Raw genomic sequence first — 24107 nt, 5'->3', positions numbered from 1 at the left:
GACCTTTCCGGGCTCCGCCTCGGTTGGACGGGGGTAGGGCCGTGCAGACGGTCCTCCCAGTTCGTCCAAACCCTGAGGAGTATCCATGTCGTTCTTCACTCTTGCCGTGTCGAGCAAGGCCGCCCTGAGCGCCGTCGCCCTCGGCGCCCTCGCCGTCGGCGGCGCGGGGACCGCCGCCTACGCGAACGCGCTTCCGACCCCGGCGCAGCAGACGGCCCATGAGCTCATCGGTGCCCCGTCCCCGAGCCTCCCGTCCGCGGCGCTCCCGGCGACGCCTGCCGCGCCCTCGACGCCCGCACTGCCGACGGGCGCCGCTTCCCAGGCCGCCGGACAGGCTGCGGCCGCCGCCAAGTCCGCCGCGGCTTCGGCCTCTGGCCTGCCCTCGTCGATCGCTCCGAACGCTGACGCGAACAGCCAGGTGGTCGTCGGGCTCTGCACCGCCTACCTGCACGGCGGCCTGAACACAAGCTCCGCCGAATTCCACAGCCTCGCGGCCGACGCGAAGGGCGAGTCGAACGTCTCGGCGTTCTGCAACACGGAGATCGCGGGCCAGTCGGCTCAGGCCTCGGCGGACGCGGGCGCCAATGCGGGTGCCGGGGCGAGCGCAGCGCTCCCGACCACGCCTTCCGTCCCGTCGCTGCCGTCATCGCCCGCGGTCCCGTCGCTGCCGTCGTCCGTGACGGCGCCGTCGGTCCCCGCGGCCCCGGCCCTCCCCTCGGTCCTGCCGTCGTCTCCGGTCCAGCCGTAACAGGGCTGCCCGCCGACTGAGGTAGTCTGGCAAGTCGTTCCGCGGGGACCGGCCACCGGCTGGCCCCCGCGGCCTTGCCCGAGACCGGCGCGTGCACCTGTTCGTCAGGACAACCCGCCCCGCACGCCCGGCCCCGAACAACCAAGGGAGACCGGTTGGAGCCCCACGAGGATCCGAACCCCGAGATCCCCACGATGGATCCCGGCGACCACGCTGAACTCTTCACGACGGCGTTCCGCACCCTTTCGCCGTCTGTACACGGCTATCTGAGGGCGCGCGGCGTGGACGATTGCGAAGCGGTGACGCAGGACGTCTTCCTGTCGCTGTACTCGCGCATCGGGTCCCTCAGAGGGGGACTCGACGGTGCGAAGGCCCTCGTCTTCACGATTGCCCACTCCCGCGCCGTCGACCATCACCGCCGTCGCCAGCGGACCCCGGCCCTCGTGCCGCATGAACCCGAACTCGATCCCCGCGCGACCCCGGCCACGACCGAAGACCTCGCCCTTGGGACGACCGGCGCGTTGAACCTCTTGAACTCCCTGACCGACGACCACCGCGAGGTCCTCCTCCTCCGGGTCGTCGCAGATCTCTCCATCGATCAGACCGCCGACATCATGGGGCGTTCCACGGGCGCCATCAAGCAGCTCCAACGGCGGGCCCTCGAAGCCCTGAGAAGCCACGCAGCCACCAGAGAGCTGAGCGCGTCATGAACCATCTCAACGATCATGAGATCGACGATCACAACGACCAGAAGGTCATCGATCAGGTCCTGACCGACGTCGACCCCGACGGCGCCGACTCCCTCCGGCCGCTGCTTGCCGAACTGCGCACCCTGGCCCATGGCGGTCCGGTCGAGCCAGGCCCGCTGCTCGAGGCGCTCCTGCTGCCCGAGGACCGGCCCGCAGCTGGTGCCTCCGGCGCTCCCGGCTCCGCATCTGCCGGTTCCGGCGCCGATGATGACACCCGCGCGGTGCCTGTTCTTCAGGTCCTCGAGGGGGACGGTCCCCGCCGCCCCGCGCGCCGTCGTCGTGCGGCCCAGCCGGCCCGCCGTCGTCGGCCGCTCGCGGCGGCACTCGTCCTGACGGCGGCGATCGGCGCCGGCACTGCGGCGGCGGCCGCTGCCGACGAAGGCTTCCGGTCGGCGCTCGGCGACGGCATCAGCTCCGTCATGAGCGTCCTCGGCGGCAGGCCCGCGAGCGCACCCTCTACCCCCACCTCGCCCGCTCCGGCCCCGACCGGCGCGTCCGCTGCAACGCCACAGTCCGTTCCGTCGTCGGCCGCGGTGCCAAACGCGAAGCCGAGCTCGGGGGCACGTGCGGCGTCTCCGGCTCCCACTGGACCGCGGACGACGGCGCCGGGCGCCGAAGCCTCCACCTCGCCCGAGGCGGGCCTGGGCGGCGTGCCATCCCAGCTGCCGAGCCCGAATCTCGGGATTCCGCTCCCGCCCCTTCCGACCGTCCCCGGCTCCCTGCCGCAGCCGACGGCCCCGGCTGGCCTCCCGGGCGGCCTGCCCTAGGCATGACTCAAGGCGCCGACCGCGAGCTCGGGCGGTACCGTGGAGACGTGGACTACACCGACTCGCCCCGCGCTCCTTGGAGCGGCGGCCGGGCGCGCCCCATCACGGAGTTGGCCGCTGCCCTCGGCAAGGAGGTCTACGACCATCCCGAAGAGCACGGGTATGGGGAATGCGACGCCGAGACGATGCGCCAGCTGCGTCGGGTCCGCGACGAGCCCCGCGCCACGGTGCGTATCTACCGCGCCCTGCCGCCAGGGCTTGGCCAGATCACTACGGGCGACTGGATCACCCTCTCAATGGATTACGCCCGGCAGCACGCGATGCGCGACGACGCCGCCGCGAACGACTGGCCGATCGTCTACGCGGATGTCCGCCCCGAGACGGTCTTGAGCGACGGCAAGGATCTGGACGAATACGGCTATGCCGGGCCGTCTCTTGCGGGCCTCGAGGACCAGACCCCCGGTGGCTACTTCGCCAGTCCGTAGAGCCGGTCGCCCGCGTCACCGAGCCCGGGCACGATGTAGGCCTTCTCATTGAGGCGCTCGTCGATCGAGGCAAGGACGACCCTCACGTTCGCGTCCCCGAGCCCGCTCTCGAGGCGGGCCAGCCCCTCGGGTGCGGCGAGGAGGCAGATGCACGTGACGTCGCGCGCGCCCCGGCGGAAGAGGAACTTGATCGCCTCGCTCAGCGTCCCGCCTGTGGCGAGCATGGGATCCAGAACGAAGATCTGGCGGCCAGTGAGATCCTCGGGAAGCCGCTCGGCATAGGTCACGATATCCAGGGTTTCCTCGTCGCGGGCCATCCCCAGGAAGCCGACCTCCGCCGTCGGAACGAGCTTCACCATGCCCTCGAGCATCCCTAGCCCTGCCCGCAGGATGGGCACGACAAGCGGTGTCGGCTTCGTGAACGCCGTGCCCGCAGTCGTCGCGATGGGAGTCTCGATCGTGACTGTCTCAGTGCGTACCTCGCGGGTCGCCTCATAGGCGAGGAGCGTCACGAGCTCCTCGGTGAGCTGCCGGAACACGGGGCTTGGGGTGTTCTTGTCCCGCAGGACCGTCAGCTTGTGGGCGACGAGCGGGTGGTCGACGACGAGGGTGCGCATGGCTGCCAAACTATCATCCGACCCCTCGGCACCGACTCGCGCCCGGAGTACACTGGTGACCTTCCTCGGTGAGGAGGTAGGGCGTCATGAAGGCGCTGATGGTCTCCTTGCTCGCATATTCCACCGCAGGGACGGGGGCCCTGTTCGGGATGTGGCTGGCTGCCCGCTGGCCCAATCCGCGGTGGAGCCAGCTGATTGCGTCCTGGGGGGTGATCGTGGCCGTCGTCGCCGTCTGGGCTACGGTCCTGTGACCCCGCGATCCTGAAGCGAGTCCGGCTGCGGCGTCGGGATACCCTGGCGCCGCAGCTGCCTGCCGCCTCAGGGAAGCGCGGCTGGGGAAGGAGCGGCGCGAACCTATCATGGACAGCATGGCCGCCCCCGAGTCAGCGCTCGACGCGTCCCCGCACGGGACGCCCCCGTTCGAGGCCTGGATGCGGCTGGCCATCCAGGAGGCCGAGGCTGCCCCCGGTACGGGCGACGTGCCGATCGGCGCCGTCCTCGTCGATCCCGCGGGAAAGGTGATCGGCGCCGGACGCAACGAGCGGGAGGCGCTCGGCGACCCGACCGCACACGCAGAGGTTCTCGCGATCCGCGCCGCGGCCGCGGCCCTTCGGGCGGAGGAGCGTGGCGACGGGTGGCGCCTCCAGGACTGCACGCTCGTAGTCACCCTCGAGCCCTGCGCAATGTGCGCGGGTGCAGTCGTGCTCGCCCGCATTCCGCGCGTGGTCTTCGGCGCCTGGGACGAGAAGGCCGGGGCCGCGGGAAGCGTGTTCGACATCCTCCGGGAGCGTCGGCTCAACCACCGGTCGGAGGTCTACGGTGGGGTCCTCGGCGAGGAGTGCGGGGAGCTCCTGCGGGAATTCTTCGCCGCCCATCGCTGAATGGGTGCCCGCGCCTCTTCTGAGGGCACTCACCGGCGGCCTCGGCCCGAACGCACGTGGTGGAATAGTGGAATGCGGCATCTCGAGGCGGACACCATTCTTGGTCCGCTTACCCTCGTCGCGGAGGGCGACGCCCTCACCGCCGTCTATTTCCCGGGCCACTGGACGCTGCCGCGGCGGGATTCGTTCGGGGAGCGGGTCATCGGGGACGGGCTGCTGGACGACGCCGCCCGGCAGCTCCGCGAATACCTCGCCGGCGAACGCCGTGGCTTCGAGCTCACGACGGCGCCCGCCGGCAACGCGTTCCAGCTCGCAGTCTGGGAGCTGCTCGCCCAGATCCCCTATGGGGCCACCACGACCTATGGCCTGCTCGCAGAGCGCTTGGGCGGCCGCGGCCTCGCGCAGACGGTCGGCCAAGCCGTGGGCCACAATCCGCTGAGTATCGTCGTTCCGTGCCACCGCGTCATCGGGAGCGACGGGAGTCTTACGGGCTACGCGGGAGGACTGGAGCGCAAACGATTCCTCCTGGAGCTCGAGGAGCCGCCGGAGGTGAGGGCCGCGCGCCTCTTCTGACGCATCTCATACTCTGTCGGCACCTCGCGTTCAGCCCGCGCCCACGTATAGCCAGCGCCTCACGTTCAGCCCGCACCTCACATTCAGCCCGCACCTCACATTCAGTGCCCCCTCCGCGTCTACCCAATGATGGACATGAAACAGCCCTTCGAAAAGCTCGTGGAACTGCACGGCGCCACGGTGCTGCGCGTCTGCCGTGCGGTCGTGGGGCCCTCGGACGCCGAAGACGTGTGGCAGGAGACCTTCCTGGCCGCGCTCCGCGCCTACCCCGGCCTTCCTCCGGACGCGAATACCGAGGCATGGCTCGTCACGATCGCCCACCGCAAGAGCCTCGACGCCGTGAGATCGACTGGCAGGAGGGCTGTGCCGGTCGGAGAGGTGCCGGAGACTCCTTCGCCGCACGGTGTCCCGGGATCGGGAGACGCCGGCAACGGGCTCTGGAGCAGGGTGGCCGCTCTGCCCGACAAACAGAGGAGGGTCATTGCGTACCGCTATCTCGCGGACCTGGCCTTCAACGACATCGCCGCCATCGTCGGCGGCACTCCCGCCGCGGCACGGCGTGCCGCTTCGGACGGAATCAAGTCCCTCCGCACACGCCTGACGGCTACGGAGCTAGAAGGAGAAAGCGCATGAACATGTTCGCTTCGCGCCCTGCTGACCCGCCCTCTGCCGGTTCGCTCCACACGGAGTCTCCTGCGGCCGGTACCCGGCCAGGTGAGCTCGGGCCCGTCGATATCGCTCTGGCCCCGGAACTGATCACGATCGAGGCGGGCGTCCTCGAGCATCTCCATGCCGGTCTCGCCCAGCGCGCCTCGAATGAGGGCATCCTCGATGTCGCGTACCGGATTGTGGACACACCGGTCGGCAAACTCCTCCTCGCGTGTACGGAACGGGGGCTGGTTCGCGTCGCGTACGAACGTGAGGGCCTCGATTCGGTGCTCAACACCCTCGCTGAACGCTTGAGTCCGCGGATCCTCGAGGCCCCGGCCCGGCTCGGCGAGGCTGCCCGTCAGGTCGAAGAGTACTTCTCCGGCCGACGCAGGTCATTCGACCTCCCAGTCGATCTGGCACTCTCCACTGGCTTCCGCCGCACGGTGCAGCAGCACCTTTCGGCCATCGGCTTCGGCCAGACCGAGAGCTACGCGGAGGTCGCTCGGGCCGTCGGGAACCCCAAGGCGGTCCGGGCAGTCGGGACGGCGTGCGCGACCAATCCCCTGCCCGTGGTGCTGCCATGCCACCGGGTGCTGCGCTCAGACGGGAGCTTGGGAGGTTACATCGGCGGACTGGAGGCGAAAACGGCGCTGCTGCGCCTCGAGGCGGAGGCGGCGTGAGCGCTCTCTTCGGCGATGACCTCCTCGAACGGCCGCGGCGCGAGCTCGCACCGGGCGCCGTGCACGTTCCGGGTTGGCTCACGCTGGAGCAGCAGGCGTGGATCTCAGAGCGGTTCCGGGAGTGGTCAGCCGGCCCAGTGCCACTCCGCGGCGCGAAGGTCCGAGGTCACGAGATGTCCGTCAAGAGCGTGTGCCTCGGCTGGCATTGGCAGCCCTACAAGTACACGCGTGACGCCACGGACGTGAACGGTCGCCGTGTGCTTCCGTTACCTGACTGGATGGTTCGGGTCGGCCGCTTGGCTGTAACGGAGGCGTACGGCACGGGGCCGGATGAAACGGAGGGCTACTCCCCCGATACCGCGATCGTGAACTACTACGATGCAGAAGCACGCATGGGCATGCATCAGGACCGGGACGAGGTTTCGCCCGAGCCGGTTGTCTCCCTTTCGGTCGGGGACTCGTGCCAGTTCCGTTTCGGCAACCCCGAGCGACGCGGGCGCCCCTACGAGGACATCGTCCTCGAGTCGGGCGACCTGTTCGTCTTCGGCGGCCCCTCGCGACTTGCGTTCCACGGCATCACCAAAGTCTTCCCCGGAACCGCTCCCCCAGGCTGCGGGGTCGATGCGGGACGGATCAACATCACTCTGCGCGTCACCGGGCTGCGCGACACCGAACGAAGGGAACCTGAAGCACCATGAGCGAAGCAGGAGTCGAGTCGGCGGAAGCCAGTCCCGTGAACGAGATAGCCAGTCCTGTAAACGAGATAGCCAGTCCCGTGAACGAGGTGGCCAGTCCCCTGAGCGGGGTCGTCATCGGCGAGGACGGACTGGCCCGCCCAGTGTGGGCCAGCACGGATGCCCTGCTGCGGGACTACTACGACACCGAATGGGGCATGCCGGTCCGCGACGAGCACGGGCTTTTCGAGCGGATCAGCCTCGAGGGATTCCAAGCCGGACTCTCGTGGGCAACGATCCTCCGGAAGCGCCCCGCCTTCCGAGAAGCTTTCGCCCAATTCGATCCCGAGGTCGTTGCCGCCTTCACCGAAGACGATGTGGAGCGGCTCATGCTCAACGAGGGAATCATCCGGAATCGCGCCAAGATCCGGGCAACGATCCGGAATGCCCAGGCCACCTTGGCGCTCCGGGAGGAAGGCGGCCTCGTCGATTTCGTCTGGTCGTTCCGGCCCGAGTCAACCCCCACTCCTCGTTCTCTCGGAGACATCCCCTCCAGCTCCCCTGAGTCGGTCGCGCTCTCGAAGGCTCTGCGCAAGAAGGGCTTCTCGTTCGTCGGCCCCACCACGATGTTTGCCCTCATGGAGGCCGTCGGGATGATAGACACCCACCTTGTCGACAGCCATCGCCGAGGCACCTCGGGCGTCTGGGCGTGATGCCGAGCGCGGGGTCATTCGAGGGTACGAGCCTCCGTGCGCGTCTCGACGCGGTCGGCGGTCTGGAGCCCGATGCCATGCTCGGCAGCCTCGCGGCCCACAACGTGCCCGGAGCAGAGCGCACAGATCCTACGTCGGCCACCCATTCTCGCCTCGTCCACGGACCCCGAGGCCCGCGCCCGGTCCTCCTTCGCTTCGACGAGCGCGGCATCGACCTCGAGGTCGACGGTCAGGCCGGCATCGATCCGGACGAGCTGTCGTCCCTCTCCGAGATCGTCCGCGTGTGGTTCGATCTCGACGCGGACCTCGCTCCGATCCGCGACGCCCTGAGCCATGACCCCGTCCTCGCCCCACTCGTCGCCGCGCGACCGAGGCTCCGAGTCATCGGCACTCCGGACCGCTTCCAGAGTGCCGTGACGACCGTTCTCGGCCAACAGGTTTCCCTCGCCGCAGGCCGGACCTTCGCTGGCCGCCTCGTCGAGGCTTACGGCGAGCCGTTTGCTGGCGGATTCCGATGCTTCCCTCGACCCAGAGCTCTCGCCGAGGCCGAGGCCGAGGAGCTCCGCGCGGCGGTCGGGCTCACGTCCGCTCGCGCACGGACGGTGCTTGCACTCGCTCACGCGTGGCTCGAGGCGGAAGAGGGATCCCACGGTGCGCCCACCCGCGAGCAGCTCCTCGCGGTGCCCGGAATCGGCCCCTGGACGGTCGATTACCTCTCCGTCCGGTTCGGTGACCGGGACGCCTTCGCCCCCGGCGATCTCGTGTTGCGGCGAGCCCTCGGTGGAATCACGGCGAAGGAAGCGACCGAGCGCGCCGAGGCCTGGAGCCCCTATCGGGCCTACGCTCTCGTGCACCTCTGGACGCAGACCGCGTATACGAACGCACCCCAGCGCTAGCCTTGGCCGGCAGGCTCCCGTTCGTCCTCGCCGGCCGATCGGCGGCGATCACTCTCCTCCGCGCGGTCCGGCAACGTGCCCTTGAGCGCCTCCGTGTTGATGGCTTGGAGTGCTGTGACAGGGGCGAAGCCCTCGGTGAGAAGTGCGAAGTCCGTTCCTTCCTCCGCAACCTCCTCGGTGTCGGAGATCGAGAGCCTCACGTGCTGCTGGCCGCGCTCAGCCAAGACGGTCTGGACGATGCCGAAGGATGCCAGAGACGCCTCCCGGTAGGAGGGAGTTCCCGGGCGATTCGGAACGTTGAGGTTGAGCACCGTGCCGGCTGGGTGCTCGAGGAGGAAATCCATGAGCCCTATGGCGGCATCCGCAGCCACCCCCCATTCGAGGCGTTCGGGGTTGATGCCTGTGTCCAGCGAAACGGCGAGCGCCCGCGCCCCGTTGGAACCGGCGGTGAGGGCAGCGCCCACCGTTCCCGAGTGCAGGATCACCGTTCCCACGTTGGCTCCCCGGTTGACGCCCGAAAGGACGATGCCCGGGACGGGACCGAACGCACCGTGGGACGCGATCATCGATATGAAGCCCGGCGTGCCGTGGACTGCGAAGGCCTCGACCCCGTCGAGTCCCGGGAGCTCCCGCCGCTCGATGCGGATCCGCCCCTCATCCTCGACGGCCGTGATGGAAGCGCTGCTGCCGCTCGACTCGCGGGCCGGTGCCGCGACGATGACCTCGAAGCCGTGGTCACGGGCGCGGGCCGCGAGGGCGTGCAGGCCCGGGGACTGGATGCCGTCGTCGTTCGTGACGAGCACTGTGCGGGCCGCCGTGTTCACCTGAGTCATTGGGTCTTCGCCTTCCGTGCCAGATCCTCCGGGCTTGCCTGCTGAACCGGACCCGTCTGCGTCCCCTCCTCGAAGGGCACAACGTCGATGAGCGCAGCCAGCCGGCGGATGCTGTCGGCGTGGCCGCTGCCCAAACCGTGCCGAGTGACGTTGTTCGCGCCAGCGGATGCGCCGAGGACAACGGCCGACTGGATGGTGTCTCCGGCAGCGAGGGCGGATGCGATCGCTCCGGTCATAGAGTCACCGGCCCCGTGCTCATCGACGACTTGGAGCTCAGGGACCCTCACCTCCGAAATGCTGTCCCCCTCCAGCAGCAGGGCAGGGCGCGATCCTCTCGTGAGGACGACGACTTCCGCACCGTCCGCCACCATGGAGCGCATGCCCTGGACGAGTTCGTCGGGGTCGTCACTCTCCGCGCGGCCACTCGCGATGAGCTCGCCGTCGGCCACCTTCACGAGCGCGAGGCCGCCGGAGATCGCGGCCTCGAGCCGCTCCCCCGAGAGATCGGCGATAACGCGACAACCGCCCGAGCGGAGGTCCGATGCGAGGCGGCGGTACATGTCGACAGGCACGGCGTCGTCGCGCGGCGCCCCGCTCAGGACGGCCGTCTTGGCGATAAGCCCTTCGCGGAGCACGAGGCCGTGGAGTTCGTCGAGTTCATGGCGGGAAAGGCGGTCCCCCGGAGCTGCGGCAATTTCCTCACGACCGCCGCCGCGCCTGTCGTGGACGTACGCACTGCTGGCCGCGTGCCCGGCGACCGACCTGACACGAATCCCTTCGTCCTCGAGCAGATGGCCGATGACCTGCCCGGTCTCGCCCGAGAGCAGCGCGCAATACTCGACACTGCTGCCCAAGAGGTTGGCCATGCGAGCCTGCCAGACCCCCTGCCCGCCGGCGTGCAGATGGATGTCGGGTGAGCCCTCGACCTCTTCGATGGTCACCGTCAGTGTCGGTGTGGGGGCGAAGACGACTACGTCCACGGGTGTGTCGTCCGCCGCTGGCTCTTGATCTGGTTGCATGGCTCCTCCTCCAGCAAACGCAGTGAGCTGTCCCTCCGGGGGCCGTATTACCCCGAGGAGGGAGGCCCTACCCACCCACAACCCGTGACGACGGCGCGGCCATCAGGGGCTGTGCATGGTCCGGTTTGGAGAGCGGCTGGCATCCCGGTAGAGTAGATGCCTGCTGGTGGTGTGTCCGAGCGGCCGAAGGTGCATCACTCGAAATGATGTTTGGTGTCAAAGCCAACGGGGGTTCAAATCCCTCCACCACCGCAAAGGCCAGAGGCCCCGAGTTCTACGGAACTCGGGGCCTCTGTCGTACTCATAGGGCGCACCCCACGGTGGTTATTGGAAGAGGCCTATCATGCCTTGTGGCCCTCTGAGTTCCCCTCCGAATGGTGCTGACTTGTCTGGCGGGCGGGAACAGCAGCCGACTTGTGCTGCTCGCCCTGCTCGTTCTGGTCCTCCCCCTGCTCGTCATTGTCGTCACGCGCGATCCGAGTCGGAGCCACACTCGGCTTGGGCGCCTCGGTGGGTTCAGCCGTCTCCGTGGGTTCGGGGTCGGCTGTCTCGGTCGGCTCAGCGGTCTCGGTCTCGGTCGGCTTGGAGGTCGTCGTGGGCGACGTGGGAGTTGCCGTCGTGGATGGTGTGTCGGTTGCCGTCGGTGACGGTGCCGCCGTCGTGGGTGCACTCGGCGATGCAGTAGCGGTTGGAGTCGACGTTGGCGAGTCTGTCGCGGTGCTCGTTGCCGTCGGCGACGCCGTGTCCGTCGCCGTGGAGGTGGCCGTTGCGGTAGCCGAAGGATCGACCCCCGGCACCGTCCCAGCCGCGTAGGCAGCCGCGGTGCCGACACCGCCCAAAGCAATCACGCCCGCTGCCAGTGCGCCGACGGCGATCTTGCGCGTCCCAAGTCCACTGAATTTCGACATGGTGATGTCCTCCTCAGTTGTGGTGTGCTGTCCCCCGTTCTGACACTGCACGGTCCATCTTTCGTGACCGAAGTTGTCAATCTCAAGACAAGAACTGAGACTTTAGGTGAACATATCTGAGACTTGACCTCGAATTCGGGCCTCCCAGGGGCGAGCCAAGGACGGGCAGACCAGAGATCACATCGGAAATAGCCCTCGAGGCCCTGAGTTGCGTGGAACGCGCGGCCTGCGGATCGGTGCGATTCCTACTTTCCGACGCCTCCGGCCAGACCCCGGACGAAATATCGCTGGCACACGAAGAACAGAATCACCATGGGCAGCGCAGCCATGACCATCCCCGCGAACACGACCGGGTACTGCGTCCCATTCTTGGACATCATGTCGGCGAGACCCACCGGTAGGGTCTCCACTCCGGTCCCGCTCGTGAAGACCATCGCGAAGAGGTATTCGTTCCAGTCCTGCAGGACGTTCAGCACGACAGTTGCCGCGATGATCGGGGTGCTCATGGGCAGGATGATCCGCCAGAAGGTGGCCGCAGTTGAAGCCCCGTCCAGCGCAGCCGCTTCATCGACCTCGCGGGGGAGATCCAGCATGTACGCGCGCATGAGAAAGGCAGTGAAGGGGATGCGGAACGCCGTGTAGAGGCACAGCAGTCCGAGGAACGTGTTGTAGAGCCCCAATCCCTGGAACATCTTCACCAGTGGGACCAGAGCGACAGTCGGGGCGAGCATCAGGCCGGCGAGGACCGCCACGGTGAGCTGGCGATTCAGCGGGATGTTCACGCGAGTGAGCCCGTAGGCGGCCCACACACTGATGAGTTCCGTCGCCAGCGTTGCCAGGGCCGTGAGCGAGACGCTCGTGAGGACGAACTCGCCAACCCCTTGGTTCCAGGCAGTCGCGAAGTTCGGCCACAGGAGCGAGGTCGGGAGCCCGAAGGGATCGTTGAAGACTTGGGCGTTCGTCTTCAGCGCATTGCCGACCATCCAGACCAGCGGATAGAGCACCACCAGGAGGAGCGCGAGCAGGAGCGCCCAGACCGCGGCGCCGCGCACTCCGCGCCCTAGCCTGAGGAGCGTCACCATTCCACTCGCCTCTTCCTCGAATAGGCCAGCTGCGCCATCGCAAGCACCAGGGTGATGACGAAGATCGCAACGCCGATGGCGGCGGCGGAGCCGAAGTCGTTGGTGACGAACCCTGCGTGGTAGAGCCACGTTCCCAGTACTTGGCTGGCGTTGTTCGGGCCACCGCTGGTCATCACCATGACTTCGTTGAAGACCTGGAACGCGCCGGAGATCGTGACGATCACCATCAGTCCGGTCATCTCCCGCACCAACGGTGCGGAGAGGGAGAAGAACCGGCGAACTGGCCCGACTCCGTCCAACTGCGCCGCCTCGTATAGCTCCTGCGGGATGCGCTGCAGCGCCACGGAGAACAGCAGGACGCTGTAGCCGAAGCCCTGCCACTGGCTCATGGCAATGACCGCGAAGATGGCGGTGTTCTCACGGCCCAGCCAGGCCTGGGAGAACTGTCCGAGGCCCAGATTCTGGAGGAACACGTTCAGCAGGCCGGTCTGGGGCTGGTAGATGAAGTAGAAGAGGAGGCCCGCTACGGTGAGCGAGATCGCCGACGGGATGAAGTAGATGCCGCGGAACACCTTGCGCCAGCGTTCGTTTCGCAGGCTCTCGACAATTGCCGCGAGGACCAGCGAGCCGAAGACCTGGAAGACAATCGAGAGGCCCGCGTACCACACGTTGTTGCCCAGAGCGCGCCAGAAGACGGGGTCGCTGGCGAGGTTGGCGTAGTTGTCCAGCCCGACGAAGGTCTGCTCCCCGTTGTAGATGTTCCATTTGAGGAAGCTGAAGGCGACGTTCTCGATGAGGGGCCAGTAGACGAAGACAGCCAGGACGAATAGCGCTGGGGCCAGCCAGACCAGCCCGGCGACCTGTGCTCCCCGCCTCCGCGCGCGCCGGCTCCCGCTGCCCCTGAGGACCCCGGCCTGCTCGACCTTCCGGCCGGCGAGTACGCGGGCTTGGGCGGCCTCCGGAGCCTGGGTACTCATGGCTTGGCCTTCTGCGACGCTTGAAGCACCGACTTCAGAGCGGCTTCAGGAGTCAGGCTGCCCGAGACGAGGCCCTCCGAGGCGGAAACCCAGGCATCGGCGACGCCGGGGACGTTCGCCATGTCCAGCCATACGACCGTGCTCTTGGCGTCGTTGACCATTCCCGTCCCGTCGACTACCGCGGGGGTGGCGTTCTGCGGGGTGACGGCGCCCTTCACCGCGCTGGGCTGCCCGTACGGGGGAGCCGAGAGGGTCGAGGCATTCTTCTGGTTCGTGACGAACTTGAGGAAGTCCAGAGCCAGCGCGGCGTTCTTGCTGCGGTTGTTGATCATGTAGCCCTCGGGCGCTGCCTCCAGCGTGGCGGCGTCGCCCTTGGCCCCGTCCGGCGCCGGCAGCTGGAAGATCCCGAACCCGTCCTTGCTGAGCTCGCTGCCCTTCGTGTTGACCGAGTCGAACTCGATGAGCTCCTGGTAGTACATCGCGGCCTGGCCGTTCGCCTGCTGCTGTTGCGCCGTCGTGTAGGCCACACCGTTTGAGTTCGAGCCGTCCCCGGTGCATGAGTTGACCAGCTGCTGGAATTGCTTCATGCCCTCCACATAGCCCGGGTCGCTGTACGAGGCTGTCTTCGGCTGCAAGTCGCTCTGACGGACGGAGGCGGGAACGTCATAGGCCAAGAGCTGGCCGAGGTAGTGCAGGCCCGGCCAGCCATCCTTGTTCCCGAATGCAATTGGGGTGTAGCCGGCCTTCTTGATGACCGAGCAGTCGGAGATGAGCTCCCCAAAGCTCTTCGGTACGCCCAGTCCGAGCTGGGAGAAGATCTTCTTGTTGTAGCCCATGAACTTCGCGTCGTTGTACAGCGGAACGCCATAGTACTTGCCGTCGTACTTGAAGGCGTCCAGCGAGCCTACGCCGAACGTGCTCCCCCAAGGTGTGCCCGGGGCGATCACGGAGCTGAGATCGGCCGCGAGGCCGTTGTCGGCGAAGTTCTGTCCCCAGTTGCCTGCGTAGCTGAAATAGATGTCGGGCAGCGACTGGGAACCGATCAGGACCTTCTCCTTGTCCTTGATCGCGTTGTCGTCCGTCTCCTGCGTCAGGGTGATCTTCACCCCCGCGTGTTGGGCCTCGTAGTCCTTGACGAGGTTCTCGAAGTACGAGCTCATCGGATCCCCCGCCCCAGCGGTGAGGATGCTCAGGTTTCCCGAGTAGTCGGGCTTCGCACTGAGATCAGCTGCCTGGGTGGTGCCTCCCGAGGAACATGCGCTGAGGGCGAGCATCATGGCACCCGCACCTGCCGCCGTGGCCGTTCGGATCTTGTTCATGCTTGTCTCCCGTCGTTGGCGGATCATGGGGGCCATCCGCCCTGATCCGTCGTTGGACCAGCGGCCGCCGGACGGCCGGTTTCGATGAATATACGGAAAGTTGGTACCGGTATCAATAGTGGCCAAGCGGAAATTTGAATATTTCCAGCCGGGATGTCAGCGCGTCAGGGTGGACGGCTCCGCGACGCTCTGGCGTTCGATCAGGTTTGCCTCGAGGACGTGGGTCGACGCAGGTGAGTCACTGCCCGCGATGCGTGCCAGCAGGCATTCGGCAGCTAGCGTGCCGAGCTGGTGCACGGGTTGGGCGACCACCGAGATGGGCGGTTCCATGACGCTAGCCCACGAGCTGTCGTCAAACCCGATCAGTGAGATGTCGTCGGGGCAGCGCAGGCCGCGCTGCCGGATGGCCCTCAGGGTTCCGGTGAGGGCGTCCGTCTCGGTGGCGAAGATGGCGGTGGGCGGATCCGAGAGCGCGAGCATGCCCAGCACAGCGCGGGTGGCCTGGGGCTCGTGCTTGAGCACGTGCGTCACAAGCGAGGTGTCGAAGGGAATGCCCGCCTCTTCGAGCGCATCCAGGTAGCCCAGGAGTCGTTCGCCATCACTCCAGAGCGCGTGGTCGATGATTCGGCGCAAATCGGTCGCATCGGCCGCCGGCTCATTGGTCACTGGGCCCCAGACAAAGCCGACGCGGCGATGGCCACGCGCTATGAGGGCGGCCACAGCCTGACGGGAGGCCTCACGGTTGTTGATCACGACGGCGTCGGCCTCGACGGTGTCGACTAGCCGATCGAGCAGGACCAACGGGATCGCCCGCTTGGCCACAATGTCCAGGTGCGGGACCACATCGCTCCTGCCCGCAGCGGGCGAGAGCACGATGCCGTCGACCTGCTTGCCGACAAGGACATCGATCGCCGCTGCTTCCCTGTTCCTGTCTTCATCGGTGCTCAGTACGAGCACGTCGTAGCCGGCGCTGCGGGCCGCCTCGCCGAGGCCTCGCAGGACCCCGACGAAGAACGGGTTCCCGACGTCCGCGAGTACAACGCCGAGGGTGCGCGTCTCACCCGTGGTCATGCTGCGCGCAAGGGAGTTCGGGCGGTAGCCGAGCTCCCTTGCGACAGCGAGGATCCGGTCGCGGGTCCTCGGGCTCACGGACCCATAACCGCCTAGGGTGCGTGCGACCGTCGCCCGCCCGACGCCGGCTGCCTCCGCCACTTCGGATATGGTCGGCGGCGTCCGGTCGTGCTCGATGGACATCCGATCCCTTCCTGATCACACCATAGGCTCCGCCTCACCCGACTTCGGCCGCAGGGGATCCCCCGATCCGCCCGCCCGTGTGGGCCTGGGCACCGATCGGACGCCCATGGCCGAACGCCCCCTCGACTGTGCACTGTCGCGCGGCGAATACCGCTGCCGTGCGCATCGATCGGTGGAGAGCGAGCGGGCTGAGCTTCGTGTTCCGGCGCCAGCCTGATTTGAGCAATTCAACCATGAGTGCGCTCAGGTAGGCGTCGCCGCATCCGACCGTGTCCACGAATGCACCAGTCACCGGGGCAGCGCCCGAATAGTAGAACGCATTGCCGTCGAAGAGGATGGCCCCTTCGCCTCCTTGGGTTCCCACAACTATCGACGGCCCATAGGCGCCGACCCTCCGCAGTTCAGCCCAGACCTCGCCGCGCGTGAGGTCCCCGCACGAAACCAGGGCAATGTCGATCCACGGGCCCACCTGGCCAAGGTATTCGTGTGTGCGGTACTCCGGCTCAGAGGAGAAGTCGTACGAACGCAGGGAGTCCGTAGAGGCAAGCTTGGGCAGCTCCGAGACGGTCGCGGAGTAGGCGCTCGAGTGGATCAGCGAGAAGCTGCCCGCGTAGCCGACGTCGGCGTCGCTGAGCCTGATGGGGTTGCTGGTGGTCACCCCGCCCTGGTTCCAGCCCAGGAATCGACGCTCCCCGTCCACAGTCTCGATCTCGGTGATCCCGTTCGGCCCGGGCCGCACAGACGACCGTGAGGTATCGACGCCGCAGTCCTCGATCGCATCCCGGACGAACTGCCCGTGCTCATCGTCGCCGAAGACCCCGAGATACGCCGCCTCCGCTCCCAGCTGGCGGGCGAACACGGCGACGTTGACGGCATTCCCGCCGGGATATTCGATCCCCCGGTCTATCACCCGGTCGACGATATTGTCCCCGAAGCCGAGGACGCGCACGCTGCCCATGCGCGCCGCTCAGTACGCAACTACGCGGTAGTACCGGCGCAGCTCGAGCGAGTGGTCTCGCACCTTGGCGAGGTGCCTGCTGAAACGGTCGACGACGGCATCGGCCACCATGGGGGCGAGCACGGCCCTGAACTCCGGGCTCACTCCGGGCAGCGTGTAATCCTTCGTGTCGATCACCGTCACGTCCCGGCTGTACTGCTCGGCGAAGGAGCGGACCCGTTCCATGAGGGGGCGCGTCTCGTCCTCCCCCAGGAAGAGGAGCATGCTCGTGTCCTCCTCGACCAGTTCCAGCGATCCGTGGAAGAACTCGGCCCCGTGCACGCGAGTGGTGTGGAGCCACTGCATCTCCTCGAGGACGCACATTGAATAGAGGTAGGTGAAGCCCCAGAGGTTCCCCGAGCCGACGAGGAAGTGATGGTCCGTCTCGGCATGCCTGCGCGCGAAGTCCTCTCCGACCGCGTCGGCTTGCTTGACGACGGCAACAAGCGCCTCGGGCACTCCCTCGAGATCCCGGACCAGACGGTCGTAGCCCTCGAACTCCCCGCGACCGGCGAGCAGGTACGCCGAGAACAGCAGGAACTGGATGTCAAAGGGCCATGCCTTCGGTGCCGAGAGGAGCACTTCGTCCACGGCGCCGGCGACGGGGCTCTCGGGATAGCCCGTGAAGCCCACGGTCAGTGCGCCCTTCCCCCGCGCGAACTCGATGCATTCGAGAATGTCCTCGGTCGTGCCCGAGACAGAGGCAAAGATGGCCACCGATTCAGGGCCGAACTGGGGATCAGGAGCAAGGATGAACTCCTTCCCGATCACGCTACGCACCGGGAAGGACGAGCGGGTCTGGAAGAACCGCTCGTAAGGAAGAGCCGCAGCGTACGTGCCGCCGGCCCCGATGAAGTACACGTTCTTCCAAGGGCCGCCTTGGATGCGTTCGACCAGCTTCTCGATCTGGGGGCGGAGCGCAACCGCGCTCCGGAGCTGCTCGAGGAATTCCTGTTCATTGAAGTCCAGCATTTTGTCTCCCTTCAACATCTGCCCGGTGATCGCGATTGATACCGGTATCAAGATGTTCCAGTATCGTGGCACATCTCATATTCCGATGCAACCAGCGGCTCGCTGCAGGCCGAGGTAGGGACGCCTCACTCCTCGACGCCAGGCCTAGGTTCGCACCCGGCCCTGACGACTGTGGTCAGGCTGTCTGAAGTCGGGCTCGCCCCGGCCCCCCGTCAGTGAGACTCGCGCCCGACCGCAGACCCGCTCGATCCGACAAGGAAATCGAGGTCCGCGCCCGTCTCCGCGCCTTGGACGTGGTCGATGTAGAGCTTCTGCCAGCCGCGGTCGGCTCGCGCGAAGGCTCCGACGGCACCCTCGGCGGTCTGGCGGCTCGCGAGCTCCGCTTCGCTGACCAGAAGTTCGAGGCGTCGGTTCGGCACGTCGAGGGAAATGAGGTCCCCATCCCGCACGAGGCCCAGCGGACCGCCCGCCGCAGCCTCGGGGGCAACGTGCAGTACGACGGTTCCGTACGCAGTCCCCGACATGCGCCCATCGCAGATGCGGACCACATCGCGGATCCCCCGCTTCAAGAGCTTCTCGGGCAGGGGCATGTTCGCGACTTCGGGCATGCCCGGATAGCCCTTGGGCCCGCACCCGCGCAATACGAGCACGGAGTCGGGGCCGACCTCGAGCTCGGGATCGTTGAGGCGTGCGTGCGCGTCCTCGATGGAGTCGAAGACGACCGCGGGACCGGTGTGGACGAGCAGTTCGGGGGTGGCGGCGGCGGGCTTGATGATGGCTCCGTTGGGAGCGAGGTTGCCGCGCAGGACGGCAATTCCGGCGTCGTCCTGGAGTGGGTCCGCGCGGAGCGAGATCACATCTCTGTCCCACACCTCGTGGCCGCCGAGGTAGTCAGCGAGGGGGCGGCCGGTGACGGTCTGTGCGGCAGGGTCCAGCAGGTCGACGAGCTGATCGAGCACCGCGAGGAATCCCCCGGCTCGGAACAGGTCCTCCATCAGGTAGCGGCCGGCTGGCTGGAGGTTGACGAGCAGGGGCACCTCGCCGCCGATGCGATCGAAGTCCTCGAGGGTGAGGTCGATGCCGAGGCGACCGGCGATCGCAAGCAGGTGGACTACGGCATTGGTGGAGCCGCCGATGCCGGCGAGGGCGACGATCGCGTTGTGGAAGGACTCCTTCGTGATCACCTGGGAGATCCGCCGGTCCTCGAGGGCCAGCTCCACCGCCAGCCGACCGGAGGCGTGAGCAGCCTCGAGGAGTCGGCTGTCTGCCGCCGGTGTGCCGGCCACGCCGGGAATGGTCATCCCGAGCGCTTCGGCCAGGAGCCCCATGGTGGAGGCTGTCCCCATCGTGTTGCAGTGGCCCTTGCTTCGGATCATCTTCTTGTCGCTGGCCTCGAACTCCTCCGCGGGCAAGGTGCCAGCGCGCACTTCCTCCGACAGCTGCCACACCCCGGTGCCGCAGCCCATCCGCTCGCCGCGGAAGTAGCCGTTGAGCATCGGGCCGCCGGGCAGGACGACGGCGGGCAGATCGACCGAGGCGGCGCCCATGAGCAGTGCGGGGATTGTCTTGTCGCAGCCACCGAGCAGCACGACGGCGTCGATCGGGTTTGCGCGGAGCATTTCCTCAGTCGCCATCGCGGCCATGTTGCGCCAGAGCATGGCGGTGGGCTTCACGAGGGTTTCTCCGAGCGAGACGACGGGCAGGTTCACGGGAACCCCTCCCGCCTCCCACACGCCCTGCTTGACGTAGTCGGCCACCTCGTTCAGGTGCATGTTGCACGGCGTCAGGTCGCTCGCGGTGTTCGCAATCGCGATCTGAGGACGTCCGTCGAACGCGTGGTCGGGAACTCCCCGCCGCATCCATGCCCGGTGGATGAACGGGTCGCGGCCCTCGCCGCCGTACCAGCCCTGTGAGCGGACCACTGGTGTCTCCTTCACTTTCGATCTGCGCCCTAGGGCACGAGGATGCCGCGCCCGACGGCGCCGGCGGTGAGCCGCCCGTAGGCCTCCCCGAACTCCTCGAGGGGCAGCCTGTCGCCCAGGAGCTTGTCGATGGGCAGCTTCCCGGCGAGGTAGAGCCCGAAGATTCGGGGCAGGTCGAGCGGCGGATTGCTCGATCCGTAGAGCGAACCGACCACGCGCTTCTGCCGCTGCACGAGCTGGTTCAGGGGAACCGGGAATTCGGCGCCGGAGGCGCCCAGGCCGACGGCGACGAGGGTTCCGCCCGGGGCCACCGAATTGAGCGCCTGCCCGAGTGTCTGGGCACGGCCCACCGCCTCGATGGCCCAGGGCACCCCTGCGCCGCACGTTATCGCTATGACGCGGTCGACGACGTCGGCCTCCCGGGCATTGATGGTGTGGGTCGCGCCGAGCTGCTCGGCGAGTTCGAGCTTGGCGTCGTCGACGTCGACGACGATCAGCGGATGTGCCCCGGCAAGCGCGGCACCCATCACGCTCGAGAGACCGACGCCCCCAGCACCCATGACGAGCAGGGGCCGCCCGGCCGCTTCTCCCACCTCGTGGAACACCGCGCCGACCCCGGTGATGACCGCGCACGCCGAGATCGCTGCGATCTCGGGCGGGACGCCGTCGGGCACCACCACGGCGGCGTTCTCGTTGACGACGACCCGCTCCGCGAAGCATGAGACGCCCATCAGATGGTGCAGCTCGCCGCCGTCGCCCGTCGAAAGCCGCGAGGTGCCATCCGGCAGCCCGCCCGCCGCGGCCTGGACCGCGCCCAGCTCGCACAGCACAGGGTTGCCCGAGATGCACGCGGCGCACTGGCCGCAGCGGGGCCGCCACAGAAGCGCCACCCGATCGCCGACCCGGATCCGGCCCGACGCAGCGGGACCGACCTCCTCCACGATTCCTGCGCCCTCGTGCCCGAGCACGAGCGGCAGCGGGGCGGTCAGGTCCCCGGTCATGTAGTGGTAGTCGCTGTGGCAGACGCCAGCGGCCTCGATGCGGACGAGCAGCTCGCCCGCACGCGGCGCCGAAAGCTGGACGTCTTCAAGCTGCGGTGGTTCCCCCGGCGAGCGCAGCACGATGGCGCGCACGCCCTACCCCTGTCCGGCAGGCGTTGCTGGGACCGGCTTGGGGTCCTGGCCGAACACGAGCTGGTCACGCAGGCTCTCGCGCACCACGCACTGCTCGAAGGAGAACGAGTCGGCGAGCGCGTCGAGTTCGTCGTCGTCGAGCCCGCGGAACAGCTCTGCGTAGTCCTCGGCGAGCGGTTGGGCGAACAGGAGGTTGTTCAGCACGGTTGCGACGGTGTCGAAACGACCCCACGGGTACGGCGCCCAATCCGGGAACTCGCGGGCCATGAGGTCCTGCACTGCCTGGCTGACCTCCCGCACGCCCTCCCCGCCGAGCCTGTCGCTGCCCCATTGATCGGCGGCGAGCCGGTTCTTCTTCGCGACGAACGCGTCGAAGCGCCGTCGGTACGGTGAATGCTCCGACACATTCACGAGTCCTTGACGCCCGAGGTCCTTGTACATCCAGCTCGTCCAGCTGGCCTCGAACTCGCGGTACAGCTCGAGCTGGTCCGCGAGGATCTGCCGGCGCATCGCGTCCACGCGCTCGTCGCCGGTATAGATGGGCGCGAATTCGCCGACCATGATGGGCGTCCCAGTCCGGCGGGCATACTCGGAGCGCTGCAGGAACTTCTTCCGCGCGTAGTCCTTGTCGATGTACGTCCCATCGGTGTAGCCGGGGTAATCGCCCCCGCGGCCGAGTCCCGAGGCCACGTAGTCGTGCAGGCTGTAGACCGTGTTCGGCCACGGATCTTCGTCGAACATGTCGAACTCGGTCGAGTAGGTGTTCCCGTCGAGGAAGATGGTGTGGTCGGGATCGATCCCGCGGACCGTCTCAAAAAGGCGCCGGTACAAGGGACCCACTACTGCCCGGGACTCGTCCGCCGGCTCGTTCATGAGGTTGTAGCCCGCGACCCAGGTGTTGTCCCTGTAGTGCTCGGCGATCGCCTTCCAGATGTTCTCCACCCGGTCCTGGAAGTGCGGGTGACGCCACAGGTGCGGCTCGTGGGTCGGATTGTCGGAGTGCCAGTGGTGGTTCTGGCTCCCCGGGAGCGCGTGGAGGTCGATGATCGAATAGATGCCGTGCCGGCCTGACGCTTCGATGGCACGGTCCAGATGGTCGAAAGCGTTCGGCAGGATCGTGAACGGGTCCCCGTCCGACTCGAAGTGATGGTAGTTGACCGGTATGCGGATGATCGTCATGCCGAGCGACCCGAGGAACTCCGCATCCGCTTCGCCGTAGAACGCCTCGAGAAGCCGCCCGAAGAAGCGCTCGGCGCGGGCGGGACCGATCACGCCAGCAACTTTTTCCCGCATGAGCGTCTCGTTGGCGGCGTAGCCGGTGATGAAGTTCTCCATGTTGAGCCATCCGCCGACGCACACGCCGGTGAAGCGGATGGGGCGCCCCCAGCCGTCAATGAATCGCGGACCTTCAGTGCGGACGAAACCGGGCGGACGCTCCTCGACCATGTCTCTGATCTCCTCATACGAAAAGTTTCTAAAAAGTTACGAGTAGTTTCGTTCCGATTAGACTAGGGATGCTGTACAACGGCGTCAACCCCTGCAGGCCCGAACGACGGCGACATGGAAGTTCCGCTGGAGGGAGGCAGCGGCGTCGTGCTTCCCGTCAGCCCGCAAAGGCGTGGAGGACAGCGCCACGGACGCCGGGCTGCACCGCAAAGACGGCACCTGCCCCCGGCTCCGCCGCGTCGGGAAGGCCTTGCCGCGAGGACGTGACGTAGAGCGTGTCGAGCCCCGGGCCGCCGAACCCGGCAGCACTGGTCCTCGTCACCCCCGGAACGTCAACGACCTCGGTGAGCTGGCCCGCGGAGTCGTACCGCCGCACCGCGCCGCCTCCCCACAGGGCGACCCAGAGGCCGCCCTCCTCGTCGATCGTCAGGCCGTCGGGCGCACCCTCGACGTCTTCCCCCATCTGGGCGAAGGGCCGCCGCTCATGGAAGGACCCGTCCGAGCCGTCGAAGTCGAAGACATCGATCCGTCGGGTCGGCGTGTCGACGTAGTAGGCGAGCAGGCCATCCCGGCTCCACTGCAGCCCGTTGGAGATCGTGACACCGTCCAAGACGCTTGAGACCGCACCTCCGGGATCGAGCCGGTACACGGATGCGGTGCCCGGGGTCTCGTCGTAGGCCATGGATCCGCAGTAGAAGCGCCCCTGGGGGTCGCACCCGCCCTCGTTGAGCCGGAGGGCGGGATCGGCCAGCACGTCGGGCAGGCGGGATTCCAGTGAGAACGCGTCGTCGAAGAGCGAGAAGCCGTGCTCGGTTGCCACGACGAAGCCGCCTGCCGCCCGCCGTCGGACGACCGCTGCCACGCGGCTCCCGACGTCGTAGCGCACCGGGCGCTCGATCGAGGCGAGGTCGACGACGGCACCCGCGAGCATGTCGACCACGAGCATCCGCTGCCCTTCTGGGTCCCAATAGGGCCCTTCCCCGTGCCACGTCACGGGCGCGGTCAGCTGTTCCGCCCTCATTGCCAGCCCCCGTCCACAACCCAGGTCTGCGAGGTCGCGAGGCGCGAATCGTCTGCGGCGAGCCAGAGCATCAGGCGTGCCACGTCAGCCGGGTACAGCAGCTCTGGCAGGCATTGGGCGGCGAGGATCTTCTCGCGTTCGGCGTCCCCGACCCACTTCTCGAGCTGCCGCGGCGTCATGATCCAGCCCGGGACGATGCAGTTCACGCGGATGTCGTCCGGGCCCAGTTCGCGGGCGAGGGTCCGCGTCAAACCCTCGATTCCTGCTTTCGCGGTGATGTACACGGGCAGGTCGACCAGGTCGATGTGGGCACTGATCGAGCCGAGGTTGATGATCGAGCCGCCGCCCGCCGCCTTCATGATCGGCCAAACGGCCTGGGCGGCGAAGAAATGGTGGCGGGCGTTCACGGCCATGCCGTCGTCCCACGCCTCCGCGTCGATGTCGGCGATGCTTTGGCGGGCGTCGTTCGCCGCGTTGTTGACGAGCACTGTGATGGCACCCAGACGATCGGATGCGCGGACAATCGAACGCTGCAACGCGGTGGTATCCCGGACGTCCACGGCCTGGAAGAAGGGCTCGGGGTCTCCTCGGCCGGCAATGCTGCGGCTCAATTCCGCTCCGGCGTCCTCGTCGAGGTCGATGAAGGCTACCCATACCCCTTGGGCGGCCAGCTGCGAGACGAATTCGGCCCCCAGCCCTGTCGCGCCGCCGCTCACGAAGGCTGTTCGGCCCGCGAGAGAGGGATAGCGGCCGAACTCAGGCACAGGTGACACCCCGGGCTGCCGCCGGG

General features: G+C 67.6%; 27 protein-coding genes and 1 tRNA gene. 14 read left to right on the top strand and 14 right to left on the bottom strand.

Features of this window, described 5'->3' with window-relative positions:
• Nucleotides 1-85: 85 nt before the first annotated feature.
• The 4 genes from E6A21_RS09690 to E6A21_RS09675 all read left to right on the top strand — a co-directional run bounded on the left by E6A21_RS09690 (nucleotide 86) and on the right by E6A21_RS09675 (nucleotide 2749).
• Entirely contained in the window at nucleotides 86-748 is a 663-nt protein-coding gene (locus E6A21_RS09690; protein ID WP_138443947.1) for a protein tyrosine phosphatase, read from the top strand.
• 155 nt (nucleotides 749-903) lie between these two features.
• Complete coding sequence (locus tag E6A21_RS09685; protein WP_246036330.1) at nucleotides 904-1458, top strand: RNA polymerase sigma factor; 555 nt, start codon at nucleotides 904-906, stop codon at nucleotides 1456-1458.
• Nucleotides 1455-2264: a hypothetical protein gene (locus E6A21_RS09680; protein WP_138443946.1), complete on the top strand. Its 810-nt coding sequence runs from the start codon at nucleotides 1455-1457 to the stop codon at nucleotides 2262-2264. The genes E6A21_RS09685 and E6A21_RS09680 overlap by 4 nt, the downstream gene beginning before the upstream one ends.
• A 47-nt stretch (nucleotides 2265-2311) precedes the next feature.
• Nucleotides 2312-2749 (top strand): hypothetical protein, encoded by a 438-nt coding sequence (locus tag E6A21_RS09675; protein WP_138443945.1) that lies wholly within the window; start codon nucleotides 2312-2314, stop codon nucleotides 2747-2749.
• On the opposite strand, the gene upp is transcribed toward E6A21_RS09675, so the two are convergent.
• Nucleotides 2731-3366: a uracil phosphoribosyltransferase gene (gene upp / locus E6A21_RS09670; protein ID WP_138443944.1), complete on the bottom strand. Its 636-nt coding sequence runs from the start codon at nucleotides 3364-3366 to the stop codon at nucleotides 2731-2733. The genes E6A21_RS09675 and upp overlap by 19 nt on opposite strands.
• An 86-nt stretch (nucleotides 3367-3452) precedes the next feature.
• On the opposite strand from upp, the gene E6A21_RS17875 reads away from it, so the two are divergent.
• The 8 genes from E6A21_RS17875 (at nucleotide 3453) to E6A21_RS09635 (ending at nucleotide 8434) form a co-directional block, all read left to right on the top strand.
• Nucleotides 3453-3617 (top strand): hypothetical protein, encoded by a 165-nt coding sequence (locus E6A21_RS17875; RefSeq protein ID WP_171041347.1) that lies wholly within the window; start codon nucleotides 3453-3455, stop codon nucleotides 3615-3617.
• 117 nt (nucleotides 3618-3734) lie between these two features.
• On the top strand, nucleotides 3735-4247 hold the full coding sequence (gene tadA, locus E6A21_RS09665; RefSeq protein WP_138443943.1) for a tRNA adenosine(34) deaminase TadA: 513 nt from the start codon (nucleotides 3735-3737) through the stop codon (nucleotides 4245-4247).
• Nucleotides 4248-4319: 72 nt separating this feature from the next.
• A complete protein-coding gene (locus E6A21_RS09660) occupies nucleotides 4320-4820 on the top strand; it encodes a methylated-DNA--[protein]-cysteine S-methyltransferase (RefSeq protein ID WP_138443942.1) in 501 nt (166 codons plus the stop codon).
• Between the two features lie 135 nt (nucleotides 4821-4955).
• Nucleotides 4956-5453, top strand: coding sequence for an RNA polymerase sigma factor (locus E6A21_RS09655; protein ID WP_138443941.1), 498 nt, complete (start codon nucleotides 4956-4958; stop codon nucleotides 5451-5453).
• Nucleotides 5450-6151, top strand: a complete 702-nt coding sequence (locus E6A21_RS09650; RefSeq protein WP_246036328.1) for a methylated-DNA--[protein]-cysteine S-methyltransferase — start codon at nucleotides 5450-5452, stop codon at nucleotides 6149-6151. The genes E6A21_RS09655 and E6A21_RS09650 overlap by 4 nt, the downstream gene beginning before the upstream one ends.
• Entirely contained in the window at nucleotides 6148-6849 is a 702-nt protein-coding gene (locus E6A21_RS09645) for an alpha-ketoglutarate-dependent dioxygenase AlkB family protein (RefSeq protein ID WP_246036326.1), read from the top strand. Before E6A21_RS09650 ends, E6A21_RS09645 begins: the two co-directional genes overlap by 4 nt.
• Nucleotides 6846-7538: a DNA-3-methyladenine glycosylase I gene (locus E6A21_RS09640; protein ID WP_138443939.1), complete on the top strand. Its 693-nt coding sequence runs from the start codon at nucleotides 6846-6848 to the stop codon at nucleotides 7536-7538. Before E6A21_RS09645 ends, E6A21_RS09640 begins: the two co-directional genes overlap by 4 nt.
• The gene (locus E6A21_RS09635) at nucleotides 7538-8434 is read left to right on the top strand and encodes a DNA-3-methyladenine glycosylase 2 (protein ID WP_212745901.1); all 897 of its coding nucleotides are present in this window, start codon (nucleotides 7538-7540) and stop codon (nucleotides 8432-8434) included. Before E6A21_RS09640 ends, E6A21_RS09635 begins: the two co-directional genes overlap by 1 nt.
• On the opposite strand, the gene surE is transcribed toward E6A21_RS09635, so the two are convergent.
• Together surE and E6A21_RS09625 are read right to left on the bottom strand one after the other, a co-directional pair.
• Nucleotides 8431-9267 (bottom strand): 5'/3'-nucleotidase SurE, encoded by an 837-nt coding sequence (gene surE / locus E6A21_RS09630; RefSeq protein WP_138443938.1) that lies wholly within the window; start codon nucleotides 9265-9267, stop codon nucleotides 8431-8433. The genes E6A21_RS09635 and surE overlap by 4 nt on opposite strands.
• Nucleotides 9264-10286 carry a 1-phosphofructokinase family hexose kinase gene (locus E6A21_RS09625; RefSeq protein ID WP_138443937.1) on the bottom strand — a complete coding sequence of 341 codons (1023 nt, stop codon included), beginning with the start codon at nucleotides 10284-10286 and terminating at the stop codon, nucleotides 9264-9266. The genes surE and E6A21_RS09625 overlap by 4 nt, the downstream gene beginning before the upstream one ends.
• Nucleotides 10287-10451: 165 nt before the next feature.
• On the opposite strand from E6A21_RS09625, the gene E6A21_RS09620 reads away from it, so the two are divergent.
• Nucleotides 10452-10538: transfer RNA gene (locus tag E6A21_RS09620), tRNA-Ser, on the top strand.
• A 258-nt stretch (nucleotides 10539-10796) separates the two neighbouring features.
• Nucleotides 10797-11099 carry a hypothetical protein gene (locus E6A21_RS09615; RefSeq protein WP_138443936.1) on the top strand — a complete coding sequence of 101 codons (303 nt, stop codon included), beginning with the start codon at nucleotides 10797-10799 and terminating at the stop codon, nucleotides 11097-11099.
• 340 nt (nucleotides 11100-11439) lie between these two features.
• Here the strand turns inward: E6A21_RS09615 and E6A21_RS09610 are convergent, their stop codons facing one another.
• The 11 genes from E6A21_RS09610 to E6A21_RS09560 all read right to left on the bottom strand — a co-directional run bounded on the left by E6A21_RS09610 (nucleotide 11440) and on the right by E6A21_RS09560 (nucleotide 24081).
• Complete coding sequence (locus E6A21_RS09610; protein ID WP_138443935.1) at nucleotides 11440-12276, bottom strand: carbohydrate ABC transporter permease; 837 nt, start codon at nucleotides 12274-12276, stop codon at nucleotides 11440-11442.
• Complete coding sequence (locus tag E6A21_RS09605; protein ID WP_138443934.1) at nucleotides 12270-13253, bottom strand: carbohydrate ABC transporter permease; 984 nt, start codon at nucleotides 13251-13253, stop codon at nucleotides 12270-12272. The genes E6A21_RS09610 and E6A21_RS09605 overlap by 7 nt, the downstream gene beginning before the upstream one ends.
• Nucleotides 13250-14572, bottom strand: coding sequence for an ABC transporter substrate-binding protein (locus tag E6A21_RS09600; protein WP_246036324.1), 1323 nt, complete (start codon nucleotides 14570-14572; stop codon nucleotides 13250-13252). The genes E6A21_RS09605 and E6A21_RS09600 overlap by 4 nt, the downstream gene beginning before the upstream one ends.
• Nucleotides 14573-14728: 156 nt before the next feature.
• Complete coding sequence (locus tag E6A21_RS09595; protein ID WP_138443933.1) at nucleotides 14729-15826, bottom strand: LacI family DNA-binding transcriptional regulator; 1098 nt, start codon at nucleotides 15824-15826, stop codon at nucleotides 14729-14731.
• Nucleotides 15827-15860: 34 nt separating this feature from the next.
• Nucleotides 15861-16784 (bottom strand): PfkB family carbohydrate kinase, encoded by a 924-nt coding sequence (locus tag E6A21_RS09590; RefSeq protein ID WP_246036323.1) that lies wholly within the window; start codon nucleotides 16782-16784, stop codon nucleotides 15861-15863.
• A 9-nt stretch (nucleotides 16785-16793) separates the two neighbouring features.
• Complete coding sequence (locus E6A21_RS09585) at nucleotides 16794-17795, bottom strand: SIS domain-containing protein (protein WP_138443932.1); 1002 nt, start codon at nucleotides 17793-17795, stop codon at nucleotides 16794-16796.
• Between the two features lie 212 nt (nucleotides 17796-18007).
• Nucleotides 18008-19717: an IlvD/Edd family dehydratase gene (locus E6A21_RS09580; protein ID WP_138443931.1), complete on the bottom strand. Its 1710-nt coding sequence runs from the start codon at nucleotides 19715-19717 to the stop codon at nucleotides 18008-18010.
• 29 nt (nucleotides 19718-19746) lie between these two features.
• Nucleotides 19747-20850 carry a zinc-binding dehydrogenase gene (locus tag E6A21_RS09575; protein WP_138443930.1) on the bottom strand — a complete coding sequence of 368 codons (1104 nt, stop codon included), beginning with the start codon at nucleotides 20848-20850 and terminating at the stop codon, nucleotides 19747-19749.
• Between the two features lie 3 nt (nucleotides 20851-20853).
• Entirely contained in the window at nucleotides 20854-22296 is a 1443-nt protein-coding gene (locus tag E6A21_RS09570) for a glycoside hydrolase family 5 protein (protein ID WP_138443929.1), read from the bottom strand.
• A gap of 157 nt (nucleotides 22297-22453) precedes the next feature.
• On the bottom strand, nucleotides 22454-23317 hold the full coding sequence (locus E6A21_RS09565; RefSeq protein ID WP_138443928.1) for an SMP-30/gluconolactonase/LRE family protein: 864 nt from the start codon (nucleotides 23315-23317) through the stop codon (nucleotides 22454-22456).
• Complete coding sequence (locus E6A21_RS09560; RefSeq protein ID WP_138443927.1) at nucleotides 23314-24081, bottom strand: SDR family NAD(P)-dependent oxidoreductase; 768 nt, start codon at nucleotides 24079-24081, stop codon at nucleotides 23314-23316. Before E6A21_RS09560 ends, E6A21_RS09565 begins: the two co-directional genes overlap by 4 nt.
• Nucleotides 24082-24107: the final 26 nt, after the last annotated feature.

The sequence above is a fragment of the Sinomonas susongensis genome (assembly GCF_005877005.1).
GTDB classification, from domain to species: domain Bacteria; phylum Actinomycetota; class Actinomycetes; order Actinomycetales; family Micrococcaceae; genus Sinomonas; species Sinomonas susongensis.
Note: the sequence above shows the minus strand (reverse complement) of the source record. Positions and strands in the feature narration are given on the sequence as shown.

Bases quoted from the DNA above. Each gene is read 5' to 3' on its own strand.
- E6A21_RS09690 (WP_138443947.1), top strand. From the start codon at position 86: ATGTCGTTCTTCACTCTTGCCGTGTCGAGCAAGGCCGCCCTGAGCGCC.
- E6A21_RS09680 (WP_138443946.1), top strand. From the start codon at position 1,455: ATGAACCATCTCAACGATCATGAGATCGACGATCACAACGACCAGAAG.
- upp (WP_138443944.1), bottom strand. From the start codon at position 3,366: ATGCGCACCCTCGTCGTCGACCACCCGCTCGTCGCCCACAAGCTGACG.
- E6A21_RS17875 (WP_171041347.1), top strand. From the start codon at position 3,453: ATGAAGGCGCTGATGGTCTCCTTGCTCGCATATTCCACCGCAGGGACG.
- tadA (WP_138443943.1), top strand. From the start codon at position 3,735: ATGGCCGCCCCCGAGTCAGCGCTCGACGCGTCCCCGCACGGGACGCCC.
- E6A21_RS09660 (WP_138443942.1), top strand. From the start codon at position 4,320: ATGCGGCATCTCGAGGCGGACACCATTCTTGGTCCGCTTACCCTCGTC.
- E6A21_RS09655 (WP_138443941.1), top strand. From the start codon at position 4,956: ATGAAACAGCCCTTCGAAAAGCTCGTGGAACTGCACGGCGCCACGGTG.
- E6A21_RS09650 (WP_246036328.1), top strand. From the start codon at position 5,450: ATGAACATGTTCGCTTCGCGCCCTGCTGACCCGCCCTCTGCCGGTTCG.
- E6A21_RS09640 (WP_138443939.1), top strand. From the start codon at position 6,846: ATGAGCGAAGCAGGAGTCGAGTCGGCGGAAGCCAGTCCCGTGAACGAG.
- E6A21_RS09635 (WP_212745901.1), top strand. From the start codon at position 7,538: ATGCCGAGCGCGGGGTCATTCGAGGGTACGAGCCTCCGTGCGCGTCTC.
- surE (WP_138443938.1), bottom strand. From the start codon at position 9,267: ATGACTCAGGTGAACACGGCGGCCCGCACAGTGCTCGTCACGAACGAC.
- E6A21_RS09625 (WP_138443937.1), bottom strand. From the start codon at position 10,286: ATGCAACCAGATCAAGAGCCAGCGGCGGACGACACACCCGTGGACGTA.
- E6A21_RS09610 (WP_138443935.1), bottom strand. From the start codon at position 12,276: ATGGTGACGCTCCTCAGGCTAGGGCGCGGAGTGCGCGGCGCCGCGGTC.
- E6A21_RS09605 (WP_138443934.1), bottom strand. From the start codon at position 13,253: ATGAGTACCCAGGCTCCGGAGGCCGCCCAAGCCCGCGTACTCGCCGGC.
- E6A21_RS09600 (WP_246036324.1), bottom strand. From the start codon at position 14,572: ATGAACAAGATCCGAACGGCCACGGCGGCAGGTGCGGGTGCCATGATG.
- E6A21_RS09595 (WP_138443933.1), bottom strand. From the start codon at position 15,826: ATGTCCATCGAGCACGACCGGACGCCGCCGACCATATCCGAAGTGGCG.
- E6A21_RS09590 (WP_246036323.1), bottom strand. From the start codon at position 16,784: ATGGGCAGCGTGCGCGTCCTCGGCTTCGGGGACAATATCGTCGACCGG.
- E6A21_RS09585 (WP_138443932.1), bottom strand. From the start codon at position 17,795: ATGCTGGACTTCAATGAACAGGAATTCCTCGAGCAGCTCCGGAGCGCG.
- E6A21_RS09570 (WP_138443929.1), bottom strand. From the start codon at position 22,296: ATGGTCGAGGAGCGTCCGCCCGGTTTCGTCCGCACTGAAGGTCCGCGA.
- E6A21_RS09565 (WP_138443928.1), bottom strand. From the start codon at position 23,317: ATGAGGGCGGAACAGCTGACCGCGCCCGTGACGTGGCACGGGGAAGGG.